This is a genomic window from Limnoraphis robusta BA-68 BA1, assembly GCF_034932365.1.
Classification (GTDB): domain Bacteria; phylum Cyanobacteriota; class Cyanobacteriia; order Cyanobacteriales; family Microcoleaceae; genus Capilliphycus; species Capilliphycus robustus.
Map to the genome: position 1 here is coordinate 113,247 of NZ_JAYGHR010000069.1, position 6,786 is coordinate 120,032.

Below are 6,786 nucleotides of genomic sequence, written 5' to 3' on the forward strand. Positions count from 1 at the left end.
GACTGACATTGCAAAGGCTCACCATGCCAACAAAACCTGAGAAACCGGGTTTCTCAGCCGACTGGAAGATCTCAATTAAAATTAAAGCGATAGCTAGGGGATGGCGGAGCGTAGGAGTTGAAAGCCTCTGAAATTCTGCCTATTTTCCAGAAGTGACCTTGACAGGGCAGAATGGGAAATAGTATTTAATTGCTTGGGGGAAAGGAGAAATGGTACTCAATCTGGGCAAATTTTTTAGAGCTTGCAGTCCCGCCTACAGGTTGAATATGTCAAACCCTGAAGATCGTCAGTATTATATCGACTTTTCGGCGGTGCGGGGTAGTCATGTGATCAAAGAACTTCGGCGATCAATTACGTTATCGGCGGATGAACCCACTTGTCAGCTTTTTACGGGACATATTGGCTGTGGAAAATCAACGGAATTATCTTGTTTACAATCGGAATTAGAACAACTGGGTTTTCATGTTGTTTATTTTGAGTCTTCCCAAGATTTAGACATGGCGGATGTGGATATTAGTGATATTTTACTGGCGATCGCTCATCAAGTCAGTCAAAGTCTAGAGACTTCTAAAATTCGTTTAAAACCGACTCGTTTTCACAATTTACTCCAAGGGGCGGCGAATCTCTTAAATGCAGATATTACGGGCATTAAAGGCAAAGTTCCTATCGTTGGGGATGTGGGTTTGACAACGGAGGAAGATAAATTTTCTCTCTCTTTTGGCATCGGAGAAATTACGGCAAAAGCCAAAGACAGTCGAGATGTACGGGCGTTATTACGACAACATTTAGAACCGCGAGTTAGTAATATTATAGAAGCGATCAATAAAGAACTCATAGAACCAGCTCAAAAACAGCTTCGACAACAAGGAAAAGCCGGATTAGTGGTGATTATTGATAACTTAGATCGCCTGGATAATACTCCTAAACTCTCAACTCGGACTCAACCTGAATATTTATTTGTAGATCGCGGGGAACAGCTTAATAAACTGAAGTGTCATGTGATCTATACGATTCCTTTAATTTTAACCTTTTCTAACGACAAAGAAACCTTGAGCAACCGTTTTGGTTCTCCCGCAAAACTATTACCGATGGTGCGTGTTACCGAAAAAAATGGTGAGGTGTGTCAAGAGGGGATCGAGTTATTACAACAAATGGTTTTAGCCCGAGCATTTCCTGAACTCGAAGAGGAAAAACGGGTGAGTTTTGCAACCGAAATTTTTGAGGATTTACAAACCTTAAATCGCTTATGTCAGGTGAGCGGGGGTCATGTGAGAAATTTATTAATTCTGTTATCTAATTGTATTCAAAAAGATGATCCCCCCTTTTCTCGCAGTTTAATTGAGCGAGTTATTAGTGAACGTCGCAATGAACTGAGTAAAGCAATTACACCCAATGAATGGGAACTTCTGAAACAGGTTGCTCAACATAAAGCGGTGCGTGGAGAGGATGAATATCAGATTTTATTACGGAGTTTATTTGTCTTTGAATATCGCGATGATCGTCAGGGAAATTGGTTTGATATCAATCCAATTTTAGCTGATGCTAAGGAATTATATGATGACTGATTTTGTTCAACCTGAAGCAATCACGCTGCATAATCAAAGTTCTATTCGGCAACTCATCCGTGCAATTACGTTGTCTCAGGGAGAATTTTCTTTAATTTTAGCCTGTTGTAGCTATAAAATTGTCACGCAGCACATCGTTGAGGAAATTCGGAATCAATCTTCGATGGGTTTGCGAGAAATTACTTTAGAACCTACAACTCAAACGCTATTAACAACTTTAATGGATCAACTTCAAGGAGACAAGCCCGATGCAGTGATGGTTTTTGGGCTGGAATCTGTGCTTGATTTAGAGCAATTATTAATCACGACTAAACGGAATGTTGAGGAGTTTAATAGCTTTTCTTGTCCTCTGATATTGTGGGTAACAGATGAAGTTCTCCACAAAATGATTCGTGTTGCTCCAGATTTGCATAATCGAGCCACCAGTCTGGAATTTTTGATTGAAACCGATGAGCTGATTTTATTTATTCAATCGACAGTTAATCAGGTTTTAAAAACGGTTTTATCTTCTCAAGAAAATCTCTTTTTAGAGAATAGAGTTTTTAACTTAGAAACGGGTTCATCTCGCCGGATTGAACTTCAGTCAGCACGTCAGGTTTTGAAACAGCGAGGGATTCAGTTAGAGACTGAGTTAGAAGCGGGTTTAGAGTTTTTGATGGGTCGAGTAGCTGATAATACGACTGAAAAATCTCGACAACATTATGAACAAAGTTTGGCTCTCTGGCAACAAATTGGGGATTTAGAAAAGCAGGGTCATTTGTCTTTTTATTTGGGTGCGTGGTGGCTGAATTATGGGATTCGACAACGAGTCAAATATCAGCAAGGTTGTTTGCAAGCTAAAGAATATTTTTCGCGTTCTCTCAATGCGTTTAAAGCCGCAAAAAGACTTGATTTAGTCGCTAAGTTTATTAACTTTTTAGCCGATGTTTTACATCGTTTGGAAGATTGGAAAGCGTTAGAAAACTTAATTGCAAAACAACCTAAATTTAATGCTTTATGGCTTCATCAACACTATCCAAACTTATTTAGAACGGCTCGCTGTTATGGCTTTTTAGCCGAGATTGAGTTAGCGAAATGTCAACCCAATAATGTGATTTTTTGTTGGCAAAACTCAGCGATCCTGCAACGAGCGAAACGCTTTGCTAAAAAAGCACTGGATTTATTAGATGAGGCGGAAAACACCGTAAACATATCAACGGTTGAGCAGCAATCTTTATTAGCTTGGGAACGCTCCTTTCATCAAGCATGGTATTTGTTTTCTCTGGGAAAATCTCAACTGCTTTTAGGTCAAGTTAAAGATTCAATTCTTACCCTCGAAGCAGCTAAAGCCATGACTAAACCCTATTATGATCCTGAGCTTTATATCGGGATTTTATCTCAGTTACGCCAGAGTTATTTTCAACAACAAGATTATTTAGTTGCGTTTGTAATTAAACAAGAACAACGATCTATTGAAGGTCAATATGGTTTTCGCGCGTTTGTGGGAGCGGGTCAGTTGCGTCCCAAACAACAGGTGACAAATTTAACTCGACCTCTGCACAAATCTCCTGAAATGATTGCACCCGAAATTGTCGCTTCTCCCCAACAATATGATATTGATTGTTTAATGGAACGCATTCAGCGAAATGATCACAAACTTACGATTATTCATGGACAGTCAGGAGTGGGAAAAAGTTCCTTACTCCAAGCCGGATTAATTCCAACAGTCAAACAGAATCACATTGATTCTTTTCAGGTTGTACCGATTTTACAGCGAGTTTATACCGATTGGATTAAAGAATTGGGAAAAGGTTTAACTCAAGCTCTAGAAGACACTCAATATTTTACCAATTTACCTAAATTTAATACCCTTGAAGAAATCATTCATCAGTTGCAAGTTAATACGAACAAAGATTTAATTACCTTATTAATTTTTGATCAATTTGAAGAATTGTTTTTTGCTTTGCAGAAACCCGATGAACGTCGAAATTTTTATAACTTTTTAAAAAAATGTCTAGATATTCCTTATGTTAAAGTTATCCTGGCTTTACGAGAAGATTATTTACACTTTCTGTTAGAATGTAATGATCGTCTTGTCAATTTAGATATTGTTGGTAATAATATTCTAGATCGTCGGATTCTCTATCATGTCGGAAATTGGCAATCTGAACAGGCGAAATCTCTGATTAAAAACATTACAAAACAAACTCCATTTAGATTAGAAGAATCTTTAATTGATCGAGTCGTCCAAGATTTATCCGAGGAGTTTGGTGAGGTAAGACCCATAGAATTACAGGTCGTAGGAGCGCAACTTCAAGCCGAACAAATTACCACACTTAAACAGTATCTAAAACTCGCTGAAAATCCTAAAGCAAAACTGGTTAATCATCATCTTGAAGATGTCGTTAAAGATTGTGGAATTGAAAACAAACGAGCGGCTGAATTGGTTTTATATCTTCTCACCGAAGACAATGAAAAACGTCCTCTCAAAACTCGAACCGATTTAGAACGAGAACTCAAAGTATTAGCTGAATATCCAATTATTGAACTGGAACGACTCAATTTAGTTTTAGAGATTTTTGTCAAGTCAGGATTAGTTGTTTTACTCAAGCAAGTTCCTGAACATCACTATCAACTTGTGCATGATTATTTAGTCAGCATTATTCGTCAACGAGAAGGTGCGAAGTTTATCTCTGATTTAACCAAAGAAAGAGTCAAGCGGAAACAACTACAAAAATGGTTAACCATTGGTTCAGTTTTAGTCAGTGTGATAATGGTATTTCTCTCAGGAACAGCCATTTGGAAATGGAGGGAAGCCGAAGAACAAAAAACTCAAGTCGAAGAACAAAAGAGAGAAACCAATTTAGCTAAGTTAAACGCCACCTATCAACTGTTGCGTTTAGTAGAAGAAAATAAACTCGATGCTTATGTTAAAATACTGAAAGCAGGTCAACAGTTAAGAAATCAAAATAATCGTACAACATGGTCAGAAACTGAACGAGAAACCTTCCATCATTTATGGAGAGCCGCTTACTTTACATCGGAACGCAACCGCTTTCAAGATCATCAAGATAGTGTTTTAAGTGTGACTGTAAGTTCCGATGGTCTGATCGCTTCAGCCAGTTCTGATCAAACGATAAAATTATGGGATCAAAATGGCAACCTGCGTCACACTTTAAAAGATCATCAGGGTACGGTTTGGTGTGTAACTTTTAGTCCAGATTTATCCCCGGAATATCAAATTTTAGCAACAGCAGGAAAAGATAAAACGATTAAACTTTGGCATCGAGATGGTTCTTTAATTCGCACTTTATCTGGACATCAAGATGAGGTAAAATGGGTGAGTTTCAGTCCCGATGGTCAGTTAATCGCCTCAGCCAGTCAAGACAAAACGATTAAACTCTGGAACCGCAACACGGGTGAATTATTACAAACGTTTAGCGGACATCAAGATGCAGTTTTAAGTGTGAGTTTTAGTCCAAATCGTCAATTGATTGCTTCCGTTAGCAAAGACAAAACGATTAAGCTTTGGAATCTCCAGGGTCAACTGATTGAGACTTTAAACGGTCACAATAACGCAGTTTGGACGGTGAATTTTAGCCCCGATGGAGAAATGATCGCTTCGGGAAGTGATGACTACACGATTAAATTATGGAAACGCAACGGTTCAACCTACAGGATTTTTAAAACTTTAAAACAACATCAAGCCCCAGTTAATAGCATTAGTTTTAGTCCCGATAGTCAACGCATGGCTTCCGGGAGTAGCAACGGTGAAATCAAACTCTGGGGGAGTGATGGGACGTTAATTTCTACCCTCACAGGTCACGGGGGGACTGTCAATCAGGTGAGTTTTACTCCTGATAGCAAAACCTTGGTTTCAGCCAGTAGTGACTGGACGGTGAGGTTGTGGAGTATGGACAGCATTCCGCCAAAAGTCTTTCAGCCCAACTACAAAGTGTTCGGTCGAGGGGCCAGTTTTCATCCCCTGGGTCAACTGATCGCCACACCCAGCGATAATAATACATTTAGATTGTGGAATCCCTCTCAGGGAACCCGACAGTTAACGGTTCCTGGTCATCAGGATCAGGTGACGGGGATTAGCTTCAGTCGGGATGGTACAATGATGGCTTCGGCGAGTCAGGACAAAACGGTTCGACTCTGGAAAACCGATGGTAAACCTCTGCGGACTTTCATCGGTCATCTTGAAGCGGTTAATCATGTTAGTTTCAGTCCCGAAAAATCTCCAGAAGATCAGGTGATTGCTTCAGCCAGTCAGGATCAAACCGTTAAAGTTTGGCAACCAGAGGGTCAATTGCTTTACACCCGCAGACATGATGATGCGGTGACGAGTGTCAGTTTTAGTCCGAATGGTGAAATTTTAGCCTCTGCCAGTCACGATAAAACGGTGAGGTTATGGAGTCGCCAAGACGGGACTCTAATTGCTACATTGTCGGGTAATCGTAAGTTTTCTTCGGTGAGTTTTAGTCCGACAGATAATGATTTAGTCGCCGCCGCCACCGATGACGGTTCGATCAAACTTTGGCGATCTCTAGATGGAAAATGGCAAGATGTTTCTAGCTTAACTCCAATTGGGGCGCATAAAAAAGCCGTTTATCAGGTTAGTTTTAGTCCTGATGGTCAAATTATCGCCTCGGCGAGTGAAGATGGCATGGTGAAAATTTGGGATAAAACTGGGACGCTTTTGCTAACCTTGCAAGAAGGCTTGAACCGTCTTGAATGGGTGGGTTTTAGTCCTGAAGGTCAACTGGTTTCTATTGATGGGATGAACCGTGTCAGTGTTTGGAATATCGATTTTCACGACTTTTTTGAAAATTCAGAGATTGATCCATTATTGCAGCGAGGTTGTGAGCAGATTGGCGACTATATTAAATATAATCCTAAAGTAGCACCAGAAGACAAACAACTTTGTGATTCAGTTAAACCTAAAGGGTTTTGGCAACCGTCTATACAGAAAAAGTCGCGGGAGGATGATAGCTATGCCTTTTAAGGCATGGTGGAAAAGCGACACTGTAGGTTTTAACCTAGCGTTATATCCAAATCATGTTAGGATATATCATTATGATTATATTTGAGTTCAAGGCAAAAGGTAAAACGAGTCAATATCAAGCGATTGACGAAGCGATCCGCACGTCCCAGTTTATCCGAAATAAGTGTATTAGATATTGGATGGATAACAGAGGGGTGAGCAAAGCTGATTTGAGCAAATACACAAAAGTATTGG

Annotated in this window: 2 protein-coding genes and 1 pseudogene; all 3 read left to right on the forward strand. The window is 39.8% G+C overall.

The window, feature by feature from the left end:
- Positions 1–209: 209 nt before the first annotated feature.
- Positions 210–1,565 carry a P-loop NTPase fold protein gene (locus VB836_RS19285; RefSeq protein ID WP_323221677.1) on the forward strand — a complete coding sequence of 452 codons (1,356 nt, stop codon included), beginning with the start codon at positions 210–212 and terminating at the stop codon, positions 1,563–1,565.
- Complete coding sequence (locus VB836_RS19290; protein WP_323221679.1) at positions 1,555–6,552, forward strand: WD40 repeat domain-containing protein; 4,998 nt, start codon at positions 1,555–1,557, stop codon at positions 6,550–6,552. The genes VB836_RS19285 and VB836_RS19290 overlap by 11 nt, the downstream gene beginning before the upstream one ends.
- A 71-nt stretch (positions 6,553–6,623) precedes the next feature.
- Positions 6,624–6,786, forward strand: a pseudogene (locus tag VB836_RS30515) (RNA-guided endonuclease TnpB family protein); the annotation flags it as partial.